This window comes from Marinobacterium zhoushanense, assembly GCF_014641945.1.
GTDB classification, from domain to species: domain Bacteria; phylum Pseudomonadota; class Gammaproteobacteria; order Pseudomonadales; family Balneatricaceae; genus Marinobacterium_D; species Marinobacterium_D zhoushanense.
Genome location: NZ_BMIJ01000007.1, coordinates 249,507 through 266,391, shown reverse-complemented (window position 1 = coordinate 266,391; position 16,885 = coordinate 249,507). Strand labels below are relative to the sequence as shown.

Here is a 16,885-nt window from a genome sequence, read left to right as displayed (position 1 = left end):
TGATGTCCCGGCAAGAACCGCGACCACCGCGCAGCGCCCTGCTTCCGATCAACCGCAGCAACCTGCCGGCGCGCGTTATCGCCAGTCTCGAGTACCAACGCCACCCGGCACCGCTGCGCATTGACGGGGTCGATAGTCTGTACGGCGATCTGCTGCAGCATCTGTCATCCTGCCGCTGCGCCAGCGAACGCCTGGAGCAGTTCCGCAACTACATGACCCTGAGATTTCGCCTGCCCGCGGACGATCTTCCCGATTCACCGCTGGATGAACCGCAACTGCGCCCCAAGGCGCACTACAACCGGCTGATCCGCGGCTGGTTGTTCGACTCAGACAGCCGCGAAGGTGCGGTCTGGAAAGGCTGGGTCGAGTCACGCTTCGGTCTGCTGACCCGCTTCCATAAGGAACCCATCCCCAGTCCGGAGAGCGACGCCTACGACCGCTTCCTGGAGGAGCGGGTACGCGGCATCCACAACACCAACGCATTGGAAACTCAACTCGACCTGCTCTATACCTACTGTCAATACGAACTGAACCAGCGCTACCCGGGTCGCAGCCATTTGCGCTTGTATCGCGGCAGTCGCGGCCAGCTGTTCGGCGAGCACAACGGCACCAAGCTCAAGCTGTTTAACAACCTGAGCTCATTCACGCTGGACCCGGAGGAGGCGCTGCGTTTCGGCGATCAGGTGTTGGAAGTACAGGTACCGCTGAGCAAAATCGTCTGTTTCGATAGCCTGCTGCCGGGCCAGTTGCAGGGCGAGCAGGAGTATATGGTACTGGGCGGACTGTTCGAAGTATCCCGGTTCAGAGGCGTACCGGTAACGGTAACGGATGACGTGCAGGACGCTCGTCGATGTGAAGGGGTTACACCTGTGTTACCTAACACACGTAACAGTTGTTACAAAAGGAAACAGTCAGGTTAAACGCCTCACAAAAAAATAATCATCCACAAAGAAAATAAAATACAGATAAGATCACTATTATTTTATAAATACACAAAAAAAGTGCATGCGCGCACAAAGTTAGTGCATAGTGATGACAAACGGTTTACGCAGCGCTGACCGATCGAGTTGCAACACTTGGAACACCCTATTGCGGTCCAGCTGGCATAGTCTTTGCTCTATCCAGCACAACTTGCGCGCCCACGGATGCCAGAGAAGGGGTTTATACGTGTCAACACACGATATCAACGATCAGTATGTTCGCTTCATCAACGTAAAGAAGAGCTACGACCAGAGATCACTGGTCGTAAAGGATTTCAGCCTCGATATACGCAAAGGGGAGTTTGTTACTCTACTCGGACCGTCGGGATCAGGAAAAACCACCTGTCTGATGATGCTCGCGGGCTTCGAGGATGTCACCAGCGGTACTATCCAGATCAACGGCAAGTCGGTACAGGATGTCGCGCCCTACCACCGCAATATCGGCATGGTGTTCCAGCACTACGCACTGTTCCCGCATATGACCATCTCGGAAAACCTCGCCTACCCGCTCAAGGTGCGAAAGCTACCGGCGCGTGACGTAAAGCAGAAGGTGAAGGATGCGCTGGCACTGGTCGAACTCGATGCCTTCGGCGGACGCTACCCGGGCCAGTTGTCCGGCGGACAGAAGCAACGTGTCGCTCTGGCCCGCTCTCTGATCTTCGAGCCCAGTATCGTATTGATGGACGAGCCGCTCGGCGCGCTGGACAAGAACCTGCGCGAACATATGCAGTACGAGATCAAACGCCTGCACGAGCAACTGGGCTTCACCGCGATCTACGTCACCCATGATCAGACCGAAGCGCTGACCATGTCCGACCGCATCGCCGTATTCAACGATGGCGTGGTGCAGCAGTGTGCTCCGCCCTCTGCCCTGTATGAAACACCGGCCAACTCCTTCGTCGCCGACTTTATCGGTGAGAACAACCATATCAACGGCAAAGTCGAATCAAACGACGGCAAGATTGCCGAGATCAGCCTCTCGCGCGGTGACCGCGTGCGGGCGCTGGATATCAACTGCCCCCCGGTTGGCGAACCCTGCATTCTCTCTGTTCGCCCGGAAAACCTGTTTATCGCCGGCAATGGCCGTGAATACGACAACGTCATCTCCGCCGAATTCATTACCCGACTCTACGTCGGCGACTCTATCCGCTACTTCTTCAAGATGAGCGATGGCGCCGAACTGATGGTCAAGGTCCTGAACGACCAGGACGCACCGGTGATCGAGGCCGGCTCTCAAACCCGCCTGACCTGGGCGACCGAGCGCGGTCTCGCACTCGACAAGCCAGCTGAAAAAAATCCTGTCAAGGCCGCATGAAGCGCGCCTTGAGGGCAAAGTGGACCAACGACTCAATGTCTGGAAGAGGTGATCTAATGAAGAAGAAACTGTTAAGCCTGGCGGCCGCCGTATCTGTCGGTATGGTTGCAAACCTGGCCGGTGCAGCCGAGTTGACTGCCGTATCCTTCGGTGGTGCCTACGGTGCAGCACAGCAGAAACACATGATCGACCCGTACATGGAGAAAACAGGCAACAAGGTTCTGTTCGAGAACTACTCCGGTGGTGTCGCCGAGCTGAAGGCCCAGGTGGAGAGCGGCAACGTGCTGTGGGACGTTGTCGATATGGAAGTTATCGACCTTGAACGCGCCTGCTCTGAAGGCCTGCTGGAAGTGTTCCCGCAGGATCAACTGCCCCCGGGCGACGACGGTACGCCTGCTGCCGAAGACTTCAGCAAGGAAGCCCTCGCCAACGAATGCGGCGTCGGCAACATCGTCTGGACCGTGCTGTATGCGTACAACCATGACACCATCCAGGGTGGCGAGCCGAAGAGCATGATTGATTTCTTCGACACCAAGACCTTCCCAGGCAAACGCGCGCTGCGCAAACGTCCGCAGGTGAACCTGGAGTGGGCACTGCTGGCGGACGGCGTACCCAAGGACCAGATCTACGACATGCTGGAAACCGAAGAGGGCCAGGCTCGCGCCTTCGCCAAGCTCGACACCATCAAGGACGACATCGTCTGGTTCGATAGCTGGTCTCAGGCGCCGCAGCTGCTCAACGACGGCGGCGCGGTGATGGTTCAGTCCGCCAACGGCCGCTTCTTCGCAGCCATCACCCAGGAGAACAAGCCGTTCGAAATGGTCTGGGACGGTCACGTCTTCGACCTCGACGTCTGGGCTGTGGTCAAGGGCGCCAAGAACAAGGAGACAGCGATCGACTTCGTCAAGTTCGCCACCGGCTCCAAACCGCTGTCCGGTATGCCTGAAGTTGCCTATGCGCCAACCCGCAAGTCATCTGCCGCCTACATCGATGCATCTGTACTGCCGAAACTGCCGTCTGCTCACCTGGACGAAGGCCTGAAAGCCTCCTCCCTGTTCTGGGCTGACTACGGCGAGTCTCTCAGCGAGAAGTTCAACGAGTGGCTGCTGAAGTAAGTTTTTAACATTCACGCGCACTACCCCGGCGCCACGTCCCCCCCGGTCGTGGCGCCGGCCTGACAGGGTTCTATTGCATGTCCAACCCAGAGCTGACACCCGACGAGATCAAGCAGGCCGACCACAACCGCCGCCGCAGCAAACTGCTGGCGACCCTTTTTGTCATACCCCTGCTGCTGTTTATCTTCGTCACCTTCGTAGCCCCGATCGGGACGATGCTGTACCGCAGCTTTTACCATCCGACCGTATACGAGCTGATTCCCAACACTCTTGATGCGCTGGACGACTGGTCCGAGGATGGCGGCGAACTGCCACCGAACCCCACCCTGAACACCTTTGCCGTCGAGTTGAAGTCGCTATTCGAAGAGCGTCTCTCCGGCAAACTGGCCGAAGAGATAAACCGTGCGCTCCCCGGTTCTTCAAGCCTGATCAAGTCCACCGCCCGCCAGGTAAGCCGTGCCGATACAGCCGAGCTGGAAATCAGCGGTGCCGCTCTACTGTTCGACACCAACAGCAAATGGCAGCAAATCGAGCTTTGGCAGGCGATCAAGAAAGCAGGCTCGGTGTTTACCGCCGACTACTACCTGACCGCCCTGGACCTGGAGCGGGATCCCTCCGGCGAGATAGTCCAACGCGGCACCCAGATCTATCTGGATCTGTATTGGAAGAGCCTGAAGATCGCCTTCTACATCACCCTGCTGACGGCGCTGATCGGCTTCCCACTGGCCTGGTACCTGGCTAACGCGCCAACCAGGGTCGCCAACACGCTAATGATCTTCGTACTGCTGCCGTTCTGGACTTCACTACTGGTACGTACCACCTCCTGGATCGCGCTGCTGCAGACCAACGGTGTGGTCAACTCGACCTTGCAATCACTGCATATCATCTCCGAACCACTGGAGATGATGTATACCCAGTTCGCTACCGTCATCGCGATGACCCATATTCTGTTGCCATTCATGATCCTGCCGCTGTATAGCGTAATGAAGGGGATCGACCCGAGCTACTTCCGCGCTGCGCTGTCGCTGGGCGCCAAGCCGATACCGGCCTTCATCCGCATCTACCTGCCGATGACGGTACCGGGTTTCAGCGCCGGGGCTTTGCTGGTATTCATCATCTCCATCGGCTACTACATCACCCCGGCACTGGTCGGTGGTACCGAGGGACAGATGATATCCAACCTCATCGCATTCCATATGCAGTCGTCCAACAACTGGGAGTTGGCAGCCGCGCTCGGTTCGTTACTGCTGTTGTTGATCACCCTGCTCTACTGGCTGTATGACCGCCTGGTCGGCATCAGCAACCTGAAGCTGGGCTAAGAGGATCTTTCGGATGGTTCAATTTCCACGCTACTTTACAATCTGGCAGAAGCTCGGCCTCTCCGGCGTCAAGCTGACCGCCTGGCTGGTGTTGCTGTTCCTGATGGCGCCGATTCTGGTGATCATCCCGCTGTCGTTCAATGCTGAGCCCTACTTCACCTTCACCGAAGGGATGCTCGCATTCGAACCTGAGGCATACTCGCTGAAGTGGTACCAGGAGATCCTGGCCGACGATAAATGGCTGCTGGCGATCAAGAACAGCTTCTATATCGGCATCATGGCCACCATCATCGCCACGGTACTGGGCACCACGGCAGCGATCGGCCTGACCCGCGCGGACATGCCGTTCCAGCGCATGATCATGGCTCTGCTGCTGTCGCCGATGATCGTACCGGTGATCATCACCGCTGCGGGTATGTTCTTCTTCTACTCCCAGCTCGATATCGCCGGCAGCTACATCGGCGTGATCCTGGCACACGCCGCACTGGGTACCCCGTTCGTGGTGATCACGGTGAATGCAGCGCTGGCGGGGTTCGACTATTCACTGGTGCGCGCATCACTGGGCATGGGAGCCAAGCCGGTGTACACCTTCTTCAAGGTGATCATGCCGCTGATCCGCCCTGGTGTTATCTCCGGCGCCCTGTTCGCCTTCGTCACCTCCTTCGACGAGGTTATCGTGGTACTGTTCCTGGCCGGTCCCGAACAGCGCACCATTCCGCGCCAGATGTTCTCCGGCCTGCGCGAGGAGATAAACCCAACCATCCTCGCCGTCGCCACGTTACTGGTTATCCTGTCCGGCTTGCTGCTGTTCACCATGGAATACCTGCGTGCACGCAGCGAGAAGATGCGTTCGGCTACCGTCTGACCCCTCAGCCCCGGACAGGTCTTGGCCTGTCCGGCGCTCTCCTGTCTCCTGCCCCACCCCGATCAACCAACTCACCACTAACGCCAACAGCGCGACTGATGCCACATCAGGCATCCATCTGCGTTACTTCCACCATCAGCGACAATGTCAACGATGGCAGGCCGCCAGAAAGCAATATATCGCTGCACTACCGGGCATCGGCAACAGCACCGACTACCACCACTACAGCTACCGGGACACCAGCCGTCAACCCACTACGCACCATGAGTGGTGCCCATAAAAAAGGCCTCGGACATTGATGTCCGAGGCCTTTCCGGTGCCAGAAAATACTGTCCGTCAGTTGGAAGAGCGGATAAAGCACGCCTCCTCGTCCCCGTCGAAAACGACCGACTGGTCATGCAGTTCCGCCTCAACCTTGCTCCTAACCAGTGCGGCTCGGACTGTCGTTCCCCGTTGCATAATCACCTCGCTTGAACTCTCTCGTACATTCATCGTCGATGCCTGCGCACCGGCCGACGATCACTCGGACGATGCGATCAGGCTGGCGTTACCGCCGGCTGCCGTGGTATCGACACAGAGATGGCGCTCGATCACATAACGCTCCGGCAGCAAGTACTCAGTGATCAGCGGCAGCAACGCGCCATCGCGCTCGGCCAGTGCCTGGCGGTATTCGCGCAGCAGCTCCACATCGGCGCAGCTGACCACCGCCTCGAAACCGTCGACGCCGGTCAGCGCCTGCGGCTGCAGCAGACCGTCAAGCCCGACCACCGGAAGCCCCGCTTCGGCCGCCTGGGCAACGCCAACCTCGGCCCCCGGCGCAACCACCACCACCTTGTTGCCCTGCGACAGTGCCACTGCCGCCTGCGCCAAGGCTGTTTCCTTGTTCGGCCCCAGGCAGAGCACGACGCCACGTGCGCAGTTGGAGAGCCGGTTCAGCTCACCGGTCGGCCCCGGCAGCAGCTCCGGCTCGGCATCCAACGGCGCCGGTGCATCTGCAAAGAACGGACGCATCGCCAGGCTCCGCGCCTGCGGCGCCTTGACCTCGAAACCGCCCAATTTGGCGATCGCGGCACTGAGGCTCTCTGCCCCTACACTGCGGCTCGACGGGTCGGCCCCGATCTGCTCGCTGTCCGCTCGCTTGAAGCGGCGTACGTAGTGTGGACCACCCGCCTTCGGGCCGGTTCCCGACAATCCTTCACCGCCGAACGGCTGTGAACCGACGATGGCACCGATCTGGTTACGGTTGACATAGGTGTTGCCCACCTTGATCCGGCTGACAATCCGCTTGACGCGAGAGTCGACACGGGTGTGCAGACCGAAGGTCAGGCCAAAGCCCTTGGCGTTGATCGCATCGACCACCCGGTCAATCTCGTCCGCCTCGAAGGTCGCCACGTGCAACACCGGGCCGAAGATCTCCTCCTCCAGCTCCTCAATCCCCTCCAGGCGGATCACCGTCGGCGCCACGAACAGCCCCTTCTCCGGCTTGGCCAGGGTCTTCAGTACCCGCCCCTTGGCCGCGAACTTTTCGCAGTGCGCCTCGATACCCGCCTTCGCGGCCGCATCGATCACTGGACCAACGTCGGTGGAGAGCAGCCAGGGGTTGCCGATTCTCAGTTCATCCATAGCACCGAACAGCATCTCCAACAGATGATCGGCGATATCCTTCTGCACGTAGAGCATGCGCAGGGCTGAGCAACGCTGACCGGCGCTCTGGAACGACGAGGCCAGTACGTCACGCACCACCTGCTCCGGCAGCGCAGTGGAGTCGACGATCATCGCGTTGAGACCACCGGTTTCCGCCACCAGCGGGGCGTCCGGTGCCATGTTCTGCGCCATGACGCCGTTGATCCGCTGCGCGGTGGCGGTGGAGCCGGTGAAGCAGACCCCGGCGATACGCGGATCGGAGGTCAGCGCGGTACCGACGGTGGCACCGCTACCCGGCAACAGTTGAATCGCCTCTTTCGGGATACCCGCTTCGTGCATCAGTTCGACGGCACGGGTGGCAAGCAGTGCGGTCTGTCCCGCCGGCTTCGCCAGCACCGCGTTACCTGCGGCAAGGCCGGCCAGTACCTGACCGGTAAAGATCGCCAGCGGGAAGTTCCACGGCGAGATACAGGAGATCACGCCACGCGCCTCGCCTGCTTCGCGGTTACGGATACCTTCGTTGGCATAGAAACGCGCGAAGTCGACCGCCTCGCGAATCTCGGCAACACCGTCCAGCAACGTCTTGCCCGCCTCACGGGTCGCCAGTGCGAACAGCTCATGGGTGTGCGCTTCATACAGATCGCCGACACGGGCGATACACTTGGCGCGCTCCTGAGCGGACATGGCCGACCAGATTGCAAAACCCTTCTGCGAAGCGGCGATCGCGGCTTCGATATCTTCGGCGGAGGCCTGGGTCACCTGACCGACCAGATCATCCGGGTCGGCCGGATTGCGCACCTCGGTCACTTGGGCACCGACAACCGCCGACGCCAGCACAGGGCCACCCGTCCATTGATGTTCGCGGAATTGACTGCGCGCCTGCTCGATCACCTCCACCTGTACCGGATCGGTAATATCCCAACCCTTGGAGTTCTGGCGGCCCTTGCCGAACAGATAGGACGGACGCACGATCGCTTTGCTGGAGATCTCACGACCCAGCTCCTGTACCTGACTGATCGGGTCGCGGGCGATCATCTCCGGCGTGATCCGGGTATCGACGATCTGGTTGACGAAGGAGCTGTTGGCACCGTTTTCCAGCAGACGACGTACTAGATAGGCCAGCAGATCCTGATGCGCACCGACCGGCGCGTAGATACGGCAGCGGGTCTTGCCGCCGCTCATCACCGCCTCGTGCAGCGATTCACCCATGCCGTGCAGACGCTGAAACTCGAAGCAGTCGCGCCCTTGGGCCAGCTCCAGAATTGCGGAAACGGAGTGAGCGTTATGGGTGGCGAACTGCGGATAGATACGATCGGTCATCCCCAGCAGTTTCTTGGCGCAGGCCATGTAGGAGACATCGCTGCACGCCTTGCGGGTAAAGACCGGAAAATTCTCAAGACCCATCACCTGGGCACGCTTGATCTCGGCATCCCAGTAAGCGCCCTTGACCAGACGCACCATGATACGACGGTCCAGCTTGGTGGCCAGGGCGTAGAGCCAGTCCAGCACGTGAGCGGCACGCTTGCCGAACGCCTGCACGACGATACCGAAACCGTCCCAACCGGCCAGTTCCGGATCGGACAGCACCGCTTCGATCACATCCAGCGACAGGTCGAGGCGATCCGCCTCCTCGGCATCGATGTTGAAGCCCATGTTGGCCGCCTTGGCCTGCTTGGCCAAGCTGAGGGTGCGCGGCACCAGCTCGTTCATGACGCGCTCGCGCTGACCGAACTCGTAGCGCGGATGCAGCGCCGACAGTTTGACCGAGATACCGGGATTGCTGCGGATGTCGGCGTGGGTGCAGCCCTGCTTCAACTCGCCGATGGCGTTGGCATAGTCGCGGTGATAGCGCAGCGCATCGCGGTCGGTACGCGCCGCTTCGCCGAGCATATCGTAGGAGTAGGTGTAGCCCTTGGATTGATACTTCTTCGCACGCTTGAGCGCCTCGTCGATGGTGCGGCCGAGAACGAACTGACGCCCCATCTCCTTCATCGCCTGATGGGCGACGGTACGCACCATCGGATCACCCATGCGCTTGACCAGCGTACGCAGGGTCTCGACCAGGCTCTGTTGATCGGAGGGGCTGATCAGCTTGCCGGCGACCATCAGGCCCCAGGTGGTGGTGTTGATCAAAGATGAGTTGGACTTGCCGCGATGGTCGGCCCATTTACCCGAGGAGACCTTGTCCTCGATCAGCTCGTGGATGGTGATGTTGTCCGGCACGCGCAGCAGCGCCTCGGCCAGACACATCAGCGCGACACCCTCTTTGGTGCTCAGACCGTACTGGGCCAGGAACTTCTCCATCATCGTCGGCTTGGAGTTGTTGCGCACGTTGCGCACCAGCTCCGCGGCGCGTGTGGAGATCGCCTCGCGCACGGATCGAGACAGCTCGGCACCGGCTATCAGTTCGCTGATCACCTTGTATTCATCGGCGAGATAATAGTCGTGGATAGCTTGCCGGCATTCGTGAATGGTCGGTGTAACTGCTTGCGCCAGTGCCATATCGATATCCTCTTATTCGTGTTTAGCCTAGGCATTCTACACAAACAAATTTGGCCACTTTTACTTTAAGATAGACGCAAACGATAACTATAGACTTTTATTTTAGGCAAAAAATAAACACTTTGCCTGCATTGTCCAGGCAAAAAGACGATTTGACTATAACGAACCAGCAACACCGCGCCGATTCTGATGGCGCCGATCCTGCCCAGCCGGAGCGGGACCGGCGAAAAAGCGATCAGCCGTTTCCTATAGCCAGCTCCTTCAGCACACCATGAGCAACCGAAAACACCGCGCAATCGATCTCCTTGCTGCCCTGCATGTCGGTCAGCATCTGCTTCCAGCGCTCGAGTATCAGACGCTTCTCATCCCACCAGCGCGCCACCAGCGACACAGCCCCCGCGCCTGACGCACGCTCCCCGGCCAGCTCGAACACACCGGCGGTCAGATAGCGCAGCTGGGTGTCCAACTCGTTGCGAAAGTTGATTGCAGCCATCAGCTGCCAGTGGTTACCCGGTCGGTAGGCTCGTATCTGTTTATCCAGCCAGACCAGGTTCAACTCCTCGCCCAACGTGAAGTAGACCGCCGCGACCTGCTCCAGATCCTGCTCCAGCTGCAGCGCGATCTCGATGATATCCATCAGCCAGTAGCGGCTCTCCGCCGAGGCGCAGTACAGTGCCAACGGCTCCGGCACGCCCTGCCGCAGGTAGTATTCATAGCGCTGATTCCAGCGATCCTCGGGGATCACTCTTTTCAGATGCTCGGCCGATGCGGTCACCGCGCTCAGCGAGCCACGATAACGTGCAATGTTGGCGGACGGGTCCAACTCGGCGCGGCGGTGTTGCAACAACCAGTAGCTGCCGCGTGAGATCAGCCCGACCATATCCTTCAGCAGCTCCACCTGCACCCCAGTGGCGACCCGACCGTCCAGCGCCTCCACCGACCGCCAGTAGCGGTCCACGTCATACACGTCCTTGACGATCAGGTAGGTCGCTGCCACCTCGGCGTAGCCGGTACCGGTGGCACGCTTCATCTTGCTGACGTAGGTGATCCCCATGCGGTTGACCAGATCGTTGGCGATCTGGGTGGCGGTAATCTGTGCCCTCAGCCGGTGGCTCTCCGCTTCATCGGCAAAACGGGTCAGCAACGAGGCGGGGAAGGCTCCGTGAAACGCGGGGGCGAAGCGCAGGTCGTCGGCGATCCAGGTATCGACCAGTGCCTGTTTCAGTTCGATCTTGGCGTAGGAGATCAGCACCGACAGCTCCGGTCGCGTCAGTCCCCGCTTTTTTGCCTGCCGTTGCCGCAGTTCGTCGTCGTCGGGCAGGTATTCCAGCTGCCGATCGAGCCTTCCGTCCGCTTCGAGCCTGCGGATGAAGCGGGCGTAGTCGTCCAGTCCCGCCGCACCGTCGGTGCCGGCAATACTCAACGCCAGCGCCTGGCGGTAGTTGTTGCCGAGTACCAGTTGCGCCACTTCGTCGGTCATCTCCCGCAGCAACCGGTTCCGTTGTTCGAGCGTCAACCGCCCCTGCTCGACCAGTTCGTTGAGCAGGATCTTGATGTTGACCTCATGGTCGGAGCAGTCGACGCCGCCGGCGTTGTCGATGAAGTCGGTATTGGCCGCACCGCCGGCCAGGGCGAACTCGATGCGTCCGCGCTGGGTAAAGCCCAGGTTACCCCCTTCCCCCAACACCTTGCAGCGCAACTGATCACCATTGACGCGCAGCGCGTCGTTGGCCTTGTCACCGACCTCTTCGTGGCTCTCCTGGCGCGCTTTGACGTAGGTACCGATACCGCCGTTCCAGAGCAGATCCACCGGCGCGCGCAGCAGTGCGCTGATCAGGTCGTTCGGCGCCAGACGCTCAGCATCGATCGCCAACACACGCCGCATCTGCGGCGAGACTGGTATCCACTTGGCCGAACGCGGGAACACGCCGCCCCCTTCGCTGATCAGCCCCACATCGTAGTCGGCCCAGGAGGAGCGCGACAGTTCGAACAGGCGCTTGCGCTCGCGGAAGGAGGCCGCCGCATCGGGCTGCGGATCGATGAAGATATGCTGGTGGTTGAATGCGCCGACCAGGCGGATCTGATCCGACGACAACATGCCGTTGCCGAACACGTCGCCAGCCATGTCGCCTATCCCCACTACCGTGAACGGCTGGGTCTGGGTATCGATGCCCAACTCCCGGAAGTGGCGCTTGACCGACTCCCAGGCGCCGCGTGCGGTGATCCCCATCTTCTTGTGATCGTACCCCTCGCTGCCGCCGGAGGCGAAGGCATCGCCGAGCCAGAAACCGTACTCTTCGGCGATTTCGTTGGCGATATCGGAGAAGGTCGCCGTGCCCTTGTCGGCCGCCACCACCAGATAGGGATCATCGGCATCGTGGCGCACCACCTCGCGCGGCTGCACCACTCCCCCCCCTTTCAGGTTGTCGGTGATATCCAGCAGGCCGCGAATAAAGGTGCGATAGCAGGCGATCCCCTCCGCCAGTTGCGCCTCGCGATCGCCGCCCCGCGGCGGCTGCTTGACGATGAAACAGCCCTTGGCGCCCACCGGCACGATCACCGAGTTCTTCACCTGCTGCGCCTTCACCAGCCCCAGCACTTCGGTGCGGTAGTCCTCGATGCGGTCGGACCAGCGCAGGCCGCCACGCGCGATCGGCCCGGCACGCAGATGCACCCCCTCTATGCGCGGCGAATAGACGAACACCTCGAAACGGGGCCGGGGTTGCGGAATATCGGGGATCCCGGAAGGATCCAGCTTGAAGGAGAAGTAGGCTTTCGGCTCGCCCGCCTCGTCGTACTGGTAGTAGTTGGTGCGCAGGGTGGCACAGATCAGTACGAAAAAGCGGCGCAGGATACGGTCATCATCCAGGGATTCGACGCTCTCAAGTGCACCGAGAATACGCTGTTCAAGCCGTGCGACGCTCTCCGCCCTGACCTCATCGGCAACCGTTCCGGGCTCGAACCGGGTTCGGAAACAGGCAACCAGATCGCGGGTGATATCCAGATGACGGCAGAGTGTGCCGGCAATGAACGGCTGACTGAAACCGAAGCGCAGCTGTTTGATGTAGCGCGCATAGGCACGCAGCAGCGCCGCCTCGCGCCACTCGAGTCCGGCACCGACGATCAGTTCGTTGAACGGATCGTTCTCCGCATGGCCGCTCCAGATCTGCTCGAACGCCTGCTGCAGCAGCACCTTGGTCGGCTCGGCCAGTTCATCGTTCGAGCCATAACAGCTCACCGTGAAGTCGCTGATTGAGAAACTCTCGCCATCGCTGCGCCGAATCGTATAGGGGTGCTCACCCAACACGCGCATGCCCAGGTTTTCCAGAATCGGAATCACATCCGACAGTACCACCGGGCTGCCTGCACTGTAGAGCTTGAACCTTGTTTCGCGCTCGGATGCGGTAACCGAGGGGTAGAAGCTCATCGGCACATCGCCCGGTCGCTGCAGAGACTGAAGCCTGAGGATGTCGCTCACGCCATGCGCAGGCGAGAAGCGCTCCCGGTAGGCGGTCGGGAAGGCACCCTTGAACAGCCGGGCAAGCCGTGCGCCCTCTTCATCACCGCAATCGGCGATCAGCTGCTCGTACAGATCTTCGTCCCATGAGCGAGCCCGCCCCTCTGTCCGGTGCTGCATGCCGCGCCAGCAGAACAACACACCGGCGCAGAGCTCTTTCACGCTCGAGCCCGAGCGTGCTTCGGGCGGTGACTGGGAATACAACTGGTGGGCAAAGGCTATCGCAGACTCTGCATCGGCTTCATCGAGCTGTTCCCGAATAGCCTGCGCAAGCTGCTCGAACAGGGTTGGGTTGAGCGGCGGACTGGTGATGGTCATGTGGATTCCCGATATTATGGTTAGCGTCACCGGAACATTCGATCAGTATAACGCTCCACTTGTAGTCGAATTCACCATATACTCGACAAGCAAGGTTATTTGGCCTTTATTGATACAGATCACAAGTACAAAAACAGCCTATTTGTGGACCATATGGACGATCTGGACAGATTCGATCACGCGATCATCGACGAACTGCAGCAAAACGCTCGCATCACCGTAACGGAGCTTGCCTCCCGTGTCGGACTGTCGAAAACTCCCTGTCAGGTGCGGATGCGACGCCTTGAGGAGCAGGGCTACATCAAGGGCTACACCGCACTGGTCGATCACAGAAAGATGGGGCTGAACCATATCGCCTTTGCCCAGGTCACCCTCAACGACACCAGCAGCAAGGCACTGGCCGCTTTCAACGCCGCCGTGCGCGGGATCCCGGCGGTGGAGCAGTGCCACATGATCGCCGGCAACTTCGATTACCTGCTCAAGGTCAGAACCCGCAATATGGAGGAGTACCGCACCGTGCTCGGTGAGCAGATCTCCGCCCTGCCCCACGTATTGCAGACCAGCACCTTCGTGGTAATGGAGAATGTCAGGGATACCGGGATTTGAGCCGGTCCGCTCCGATCAGCCAGAACACTGTCAGCGTCAGCAGGACCAGACTGAGACCTAGCATCAGATCCAGCTGAGTGGCGCCGCTGTGTAGGGACAAGCCCAGCGACACCAGCGGCGTCAGGTAGCAGTAGGCGGCGACGCTGCTCGGCATCAGCACCTGCATCGCATGCTGCAGGATCCAGAAGGTGATAAAACTGGCAAACAGCGCCAGCAGCCCCAGCACCGCCAGATCGCGACCGCTTAACAGCTTCCAGAACACCCGCCCTGCCTCGGGCTCACGCAGAGCCGCCAGCGTCATCAGGCAGGCGCCGATCAGCAGGCTCCAGAAGGTGGCCTGTAGCGGGTTTTCCGGCAGCCACTCCCTTACCACCAGAAAACGCGAGGATACGGAGTAGGCGGCGGAGCAGGCACAGCCAAACAGAAACAGCCACTCCCCGGGACCGAAGCCGCTGAATCCGCCTTCACGGCCATGCAGGGTCAGCCCCAGTGCACCGAGCGCGCCCAACAGCAACACGGCCAGACGACCTATGCCGGTGCGCTCGATCCCCACCAGTGCCGCCAACAGCCAGGCGATCGCCGGCAGGGTCACGAACAACGCCGCCACCGACAGCGCTGAGGTCAGATTAAGCGCCACAAACTGAGAACCGAAGAAAGCCGCCAGAAAGGCCCCCAGCAGGGTGTAGCCACCCCAGGCGCGCCAGGTTCTCGGCAGCCAGCCCCGGCGACGCACCACCCAGGGCAGCATCAGTGCCGCGGCGATAAAGAAACGCACCACGGTCAGCCATAGCGGTGACAGCGCCGCATCGAAGGTGGCCGCCAGCGGGAAGGAGGTTCCCACCAGCAGTGCCCAGAGCAGCATCAACAGGTGCGCGCCCAGGGTCGTTTTCAGCATGTTGTCCATTCTTGATTGTCTCCCGATCGAATCGCACGCTGCTGCGTCGTGGTCGGCGCTCGCGAGCGGATAAGGACAGCATGCCGCTATCAAGGGCGGGGGAGCGTTTAAAGATTAAAAGGCGCGTTCGGATTTTTCGATCCTGGCCGGAGCCTACCGGCGATAGTCTGACCGGGTTCAGTTATTCACAGGAGTACGACCATGTCCGAACTGCTCTATATCAAGACCAGCGCCAATGGCGAGCGCAGCCGTTCATCCCAGCTGTGCGAGCACTTTATCCGCCAGCGCCTGCAGGCAACCCCCGAGACGCAGGTGATCCAGCGTGACCTGGTCAGCGAGCCCCTACCTCACCTCGGGCCCGAACAGTGGGACGCCCTGCGCCTGCCGCCTTCGCAGCTCAGCGCTGCGCAGCTGGCCTATCGACGCTGCTCGGACCGACTGATCGCCGAGTTCGACCGGGCCGACACGGTGGTGATCGCGCTACCGCTGTACAACGCCGGTATTCCGTCGCAGCTGAAAGCCTACTTCGACCTGCTGGCCCGGGCCGGCATCAGTTTTGAATTTACCGAACAGGGACCGCGCGGATTGCTGCGCGACAAGGATCTGCATCTGATCGCGACCCGCGGTGGCAGCCTCGCCCCGGCGGACGATCACCAGATCCCCGCGGTCAAACAGCTGCTGGGACTGCTCGGCATCACCCGGATCCACAGTCTGATTGCCGACGGCCTGGACCTGTCGCCGGATAGCCGGGAGGTCAGCCTGACGAACGCCTATGAACGTCTTGCGGCGCTGGCCTGATCCCACTCAGCCGGCACGGCCGATCCGCTCATCCTTGTCGCAGATCCGCAGCAGCTGCTGACGCAGCCAGCGCCTGCGCGGACTGTCGTTGCCCGGCGCCCAGACCATATCGAAGGTGAAGTTCGGGCACCCCAGGGGTGGCTGGTTGACCTGCACCCCGGGCGGGATTCGCAGGGCCGAGACCAGGCTGGACGGCAACATCAACATGCAGGGCAGCTCCTCGAGCATATTGAGGCAGGCCTGGTAGGTGCTGGCCCAGGCCACCATGGTGCGCCGTCGGCCCAGCTGCTCCAGCCAGGTATCGACCATGTTGCGCGGCGACTGCCAGGGCGAGGGGTAGACATGCAGCGCGTCGCAATACTCGTCCAGCGTCACCTGCCGCGGGCGATTGCCCCGCGCCACACAGACGAAACGATCCTCGAACAGCGATTGCCGCTCCAGCTCCGGATGCAGCTGAAAATAGGCGCCGGGGCCCGGCACACAGAGCAGATCCAGCTTGCCGGCCAGCAGCTCCTCGGTCGGCAGTTTCTCACTCAGCTTGCGCATATGCAGGATGCGCCGGGGCGAGCAGCTCAGCGCCTGCGCCATCAGTTTGGGCAACAGCAGCAGCTCGAACGCTTCCGGCACGCACAGCTCCAGCGGCAGCTCACGATCGTCCGGCTCACCGAAGCCCTCGGCCGAGCGGTTGATCGCCTCCAGCGCGCTGCGCAGATAGGGCTCGATATGGAAGGCTCGCCCAGTCGGCAGCAGGCCACTGCTGTCACGGATGAACAGCTCATCGCCAAGACTTTCACGCAGCCGCTTCAACGAATAGCTCACCGTCGGCGGACTGATACTCAGCTCATCGGCGGTTTTACGCGCGTTGCGGGTCGCGAACAGCGACAGGAAAATGGCGATATCCTGAACGTCCAGTTTGCGCAGTTGGTTTTTGCTGAGCATCGCACCTCCCTGAATTCGCGACTTAGGTTACTCTACCTAGCCAGGGATACAGAATAACAGGATCGTCGTGAA

The 16,885-nt window shown here is 60.7% G+C and carries 11 protein-coding genes; 7 read left to right on the top strand and 4 right to left on the bottom strand.

What is annotated here, in order from left to right:
- Positions 1-2 precede the first annotated feature (2 nt).
- From IEX40_RS17265 to IEX40_RS17245, 5 genes are all read left to right on the top strand, one after another.
- On the top strand, positions 3-920 hold the full coding sequence (locus IEX40_RS17265; protein ID WP_229680812.1) for an NAD(+)--dinitrogen-reductase ADP-D-ribosyltransferase: 918 nt from the start codon (positions 3-5) through the stop codon (positions 918-920).
- Positions 921-1,167: 247 nt separating this feature from the next.
- Positions 1,168-2,295 (top strand): ABC transporter ATP-binding protein, encoded by a 1,128-nt coding sequence (locus tag IEX40_RS17260; RefSeq protein WP_229680811.1) that lies wholly within the window; start codon positions 1,168-1,170, stop codon positions 2,293-2,295.
- Between the two features lie 56 nt (positions 2,296-2,351).
- Positions 2,352-3,410 carry an ABC transporter substrate-binding protein gene (locus tag IEX40_RS17255; RefSeq protein ID WP_188750546.1) on the top strand — a complete coding sequence of 353 codons (1,059 nt, stop codon included), beginning with the start codon at positions 2,352-2,354 and terminating at the stop codon, positions 3,408-3,410.
- Positions 3,411-3,487: 77 nt separating this feature from the next.
- Positions 3,488-4,729, top strand: coding sequence for an ABC transporter permease (locus IEX40_RS17250; protein WP_188750544.1), 1,242 nt, complete (start codon positions 3,488-3,490; stop codon positions 4,727-4,729).
- Positions 4,730-4,742: 13 nt separating this feature from the next.
- Positions 4,743-5,594, top strand: a complete 852-nt coding sequence (locus IEX40_RS17245) for an ABC transporter permease (protein ID WP_188750541.1) — start codon at positions 4,743-4,745, stop codon at positions 5,592-5,594.
- Positions 5,595-6,113: 519 nt separating this feature from the next.
- Here the strand turns inward: IEX40_RS17245 and putA are convergent.
- Complete coding sequence (putA, locus tag IEX40_RS17240) at positions 6,114-9,740, bottom strand: bifunctional proline dehydrogenase/L-glutamate gamma-semialdehyde dehydrogenase PutA (protein WP_188750539.1); 3,627 nt, start codon at positions 9,738-9,740, stop codon at positions 6,114-6,116.
- Between the two features lie 235 nt (positions 9,741-9,975).
- Entirely contained in the window at positions 9,976-13,575 is a 3,600-nt protein-coding gene (locus tag IEX40_RS17235; protein WP_188750536.1) for an NAD-glutamate dehydrogenase, read from the bottom strand.
- A 153-nt stretch (positions 13,576-13,728) separates the two neighbouring features.
- On the opposite strand from IEX40_RS17235, the gene IEX40_RS17230 reads away from it, so the two are divergent.
- Complete coding sequence (locus IEX40_RS17230; protein ID WP_188750534.1) at positions 13,729-14,181, top strand: Lrp/AsnC family transcriptional regulator; 453 nt, start codon at positions 13,729-13,731, stop codon at positions 14,179-14,181.
- Here IEX40_RS17230 and IEX40_RS17225 read toward each other — a convergent pair.
- Positions 14,162-15,085 carry a DMT family transporter gene (locus IEX40_RS17225; protein ID WP_188750532.1) on the bottom strand — a complete coding sequence of 308 codons (924 nt, stop codon included), beginning with the start codon at positions 15,083-15,085 and terminating at the stop codon, positions 14,162-14,164. The genes IEX40_RS17230 and IEX40_RS17225 overlap by 20 nt on opposite strands.
- Positions 15,086-15,277: 192 nt before the next feature.
- Here IEX40_RS17225 and IEX40_RS17220 point away from each other — a divergent pair, with 192 nt between their 5' ends.
- Positions 15,278-15,874: an FMN-dependent NADH-azoreductase gene (locus tag IEX40_RS17220; RefSeq protein WP_188750530.1), complete on the top strand. Its 597-nt coding sequence runs from the start codon at positions 15,278-15,280 to the stop codon at positions 15,872-15,874.
- A 6-nt stretch (positions 15,875-15,880) separates the two neighbouring features.
- Here the strand turns inward: IEX40_RS17220 and IEX40_RS17215 are convergent, their stop codons facing one another.
- Positions 15,881-16,813, bottom strand: coding sequence for a LysR family transcriptional regulator (locus IEX40_RS17215; RefSeq protein ID WP_188750527.1), 933 nt, complete (start codon positions 16,811-16,813; stop codon positions 15,881-15,883).
- Positions 16,814-16,885 lie beyond the last annotated feature (72 nt).

Bases quoted from the DNA above. Each gene is read 5' to 3' on its own strand.
- IEX40_RS17215 (WP_188750527.1), bottom strand. From the start codon at position 16,813: ATGCTCAGCAAAAACCAACTGCGCAAACTGGACGTTCAGGATATCGCC.
- putA (WP_188750539.1), bottom strand. From the start codon at position 9,740: ATGGCACTGGCGCAAGCAGTTACACCGACCATTCACGAATGCCGGCAA.
- IEX40_RS17220 (WP_188750530.1), top strand. From the start codon at position 15,278: ATGTCCGAACTGCTCTATATCAAGACCAGCGCCAATGGCGAGCGCAGC.
- IEX40_RS17250 (WP_188750544.1), top strand. From the start codon at position 3,488: ATGTCCAACCCAGAGCTGACACCCGACGAGATCAAGCAGGCCGACCAC.
- IEX40_RS17235 (WP_188750536.1), bottom strand. From the start codon at position 13,575: ATGACCATCACCAGTCCGCCGCTCAACCCAACCCTGTTCGAGCAGCTT.
- IEX40_RS17225 (WP_188750532.1), bottom strand. From the start codon at position 15,085: ATGGACAACATGCTGAAAACGACCCTGGGCGCGCACCTGTTGATGCTG.
- IEX40_RS17255 (WP_188750546.1), top strand. From the start codon at position 2,352: ATGAAGAAGAAACTGTTAAGCCTGGCGGCCGCCGTATCTGTCGGTATG.
- IEX40_RS17245 (WP_188750541.1), top strand. From the start codon at position 4,743: ATGGTTCAATTTCCACGCTACTTTACAATCTGGCAGAAGCTCGGCCTC.
- IEX40_RS17265 (WP_229680812.1), top strand. From the start codon at position 3: ATGTCCCGGCAAGAACCGCGACCACCGCGCAGCGCCCTGCTTCCGATC.
- IEX40_RS17230 (WP_188750534.1), top strand. From the start codon at position 13,729: ATGGACGATCTGGACAGATTCGATCACGCGATCATCGACGAACTGCAG.